The sequence below is a fragment of the Neptuniibacter marinus genome, assembly GCF_001597725.1.
Lineage (GTDB): Bacteria > Pseudomonadota > Gammaproteobacteria > Pseudomonadales > Balneatricaceae > Neptuniibacter > Neptuniibacter marinus.
Genome location: NZ_LUTR01000086.1, coordinates 1 through 263, shown reverse-complemented (window position 1 = coordinate 263; position 263 = coordinate 1). Strand labels below are relative to the sequence as shown.

Annotated in this window: 1 protein-coding gene; it reads right to left on the bottom strand. The window is 49.8% G+C overall.

Annotated elements, in window-relative coordinates:
• On the bottom strand, positions 1-263 hold a 263-nt coding region (locus tag A3774_RS16870; RefSeq protein WP_197468094.1), incomplete at both ends, for a hypothetical protein.

The following is a 263-nucleotide window of genomic DNA, read 5'->3' as shown; positions in this document are numbered from 1 at the left end:
GCAACACCGGTGAAGTCTGTGCCATCAGCAGCAACACCGCTGTAGGTGAAGGTCACCGTGATTGCAGAAGTCACATCCGCTGCAGGCTGGTCAACACTGATTGTGTATGGAGTGGTTGTATTGCCTTCGATAACAGAACTTGGACCTGTAAGTGAGACATAAGCCGTCTCAGTATCAGGTTCAGTAGTACCTGGATCCGTATCATCAGTGATCTGCGTATCCACACTGTTGTTGGTCGCATCTTCAGCGATGTGCTCGAAGTT